The following is an 811-nucleotide window of genomic DNA, read 5'->3' as shown; positions in this document are numbered from 1 at the left end:
GCCCTCCACCGAGCGGCCCAGGTGCAGCCATTCGATCCGCTCGGGGCGCTCCAGCAGTTGGCAGGCGACCAGATAGCCGGCAGCGCTCCAGGTCTGATGCCGGCGTGCCTGCTGACCGACCAGGCGGCCGCGACGGCCGTCGTAGTATTCAGGCCAGTCGTCTTGGACCAACCGCCGCTCGGCGTCGCTGAGCGCGCGCTCGACCAGCTCATCGGCACCGGTGCGCAGCCCGACCAGGGCCAGCAGCCAGAGGAGCACTGGCCAGTTGCCGCCATTGTGGTAGGACCAGGGGCGGTTCTTCGGGTCGCAGCCGGTCAGAATGCGCCAGTCCTGGCCTTCGAGCGCCGGGAAGCAGAGCTTGAGCGGCACCTGGCCGATCAGGTCGTCATAACGCTGCGCGATCAGCTGCATCAGGGCGGCGGTCTGCTCCTCAGTCGCCAGGCCGGCCGCGCAGGCGAGCAGGTTACCCTGGGCGAAATAGCGATAGTCGAGCCGGCCGGGACCGACGTTACCGAGCAGATAGCCGCCGTTCTCTGGCAGCCAGTCCATGAGCCAGTCGGGGATGGCATCGGGATGGATATTGAACTTGTTGACCGCGGCCGGTCCGTATTCATCGATCCCATAGCGATAGATCTGGTTCAGCCGCGCGAGGTCGAGCCAATAGTAGCTGCGCACATGATGGGTCAGATGCGGCAGACGCTCTTGCAGGGCATCGCGATAGCGCGTGTTCGCCGGCTCATCGGCGTCGAGCAGATCGGCGGCCGCACAGAGCGCGGCGAAGAACTGCGCCTGGATATCGATCGGGTAGCCA

General features: G+C 66.3%; 1 protein-coding gene. It reads right to left on the bottom strand.

Annotated elements, in window-relative coordinates:
- A partial coding sequence (locus VBE63_RS30685; RefSeq protein WP_323686730.1) for a glycoside hydrolase 100 family protein occupies nt 1-811 on the bottom strand: 811 nt, incomplete at both ends.

It is taken from the genome of Lamprobacter sp., from assembly GCF_034860625.1.
Lineage (GTDB): Bacteria > Pseudomonadota > Gammaproteobacteria > Chromatiales > Chromatiaceae > Lamprobacter.
This window is presented reverse-complemented; position numbering and strand designations above follow the sequence as displayed.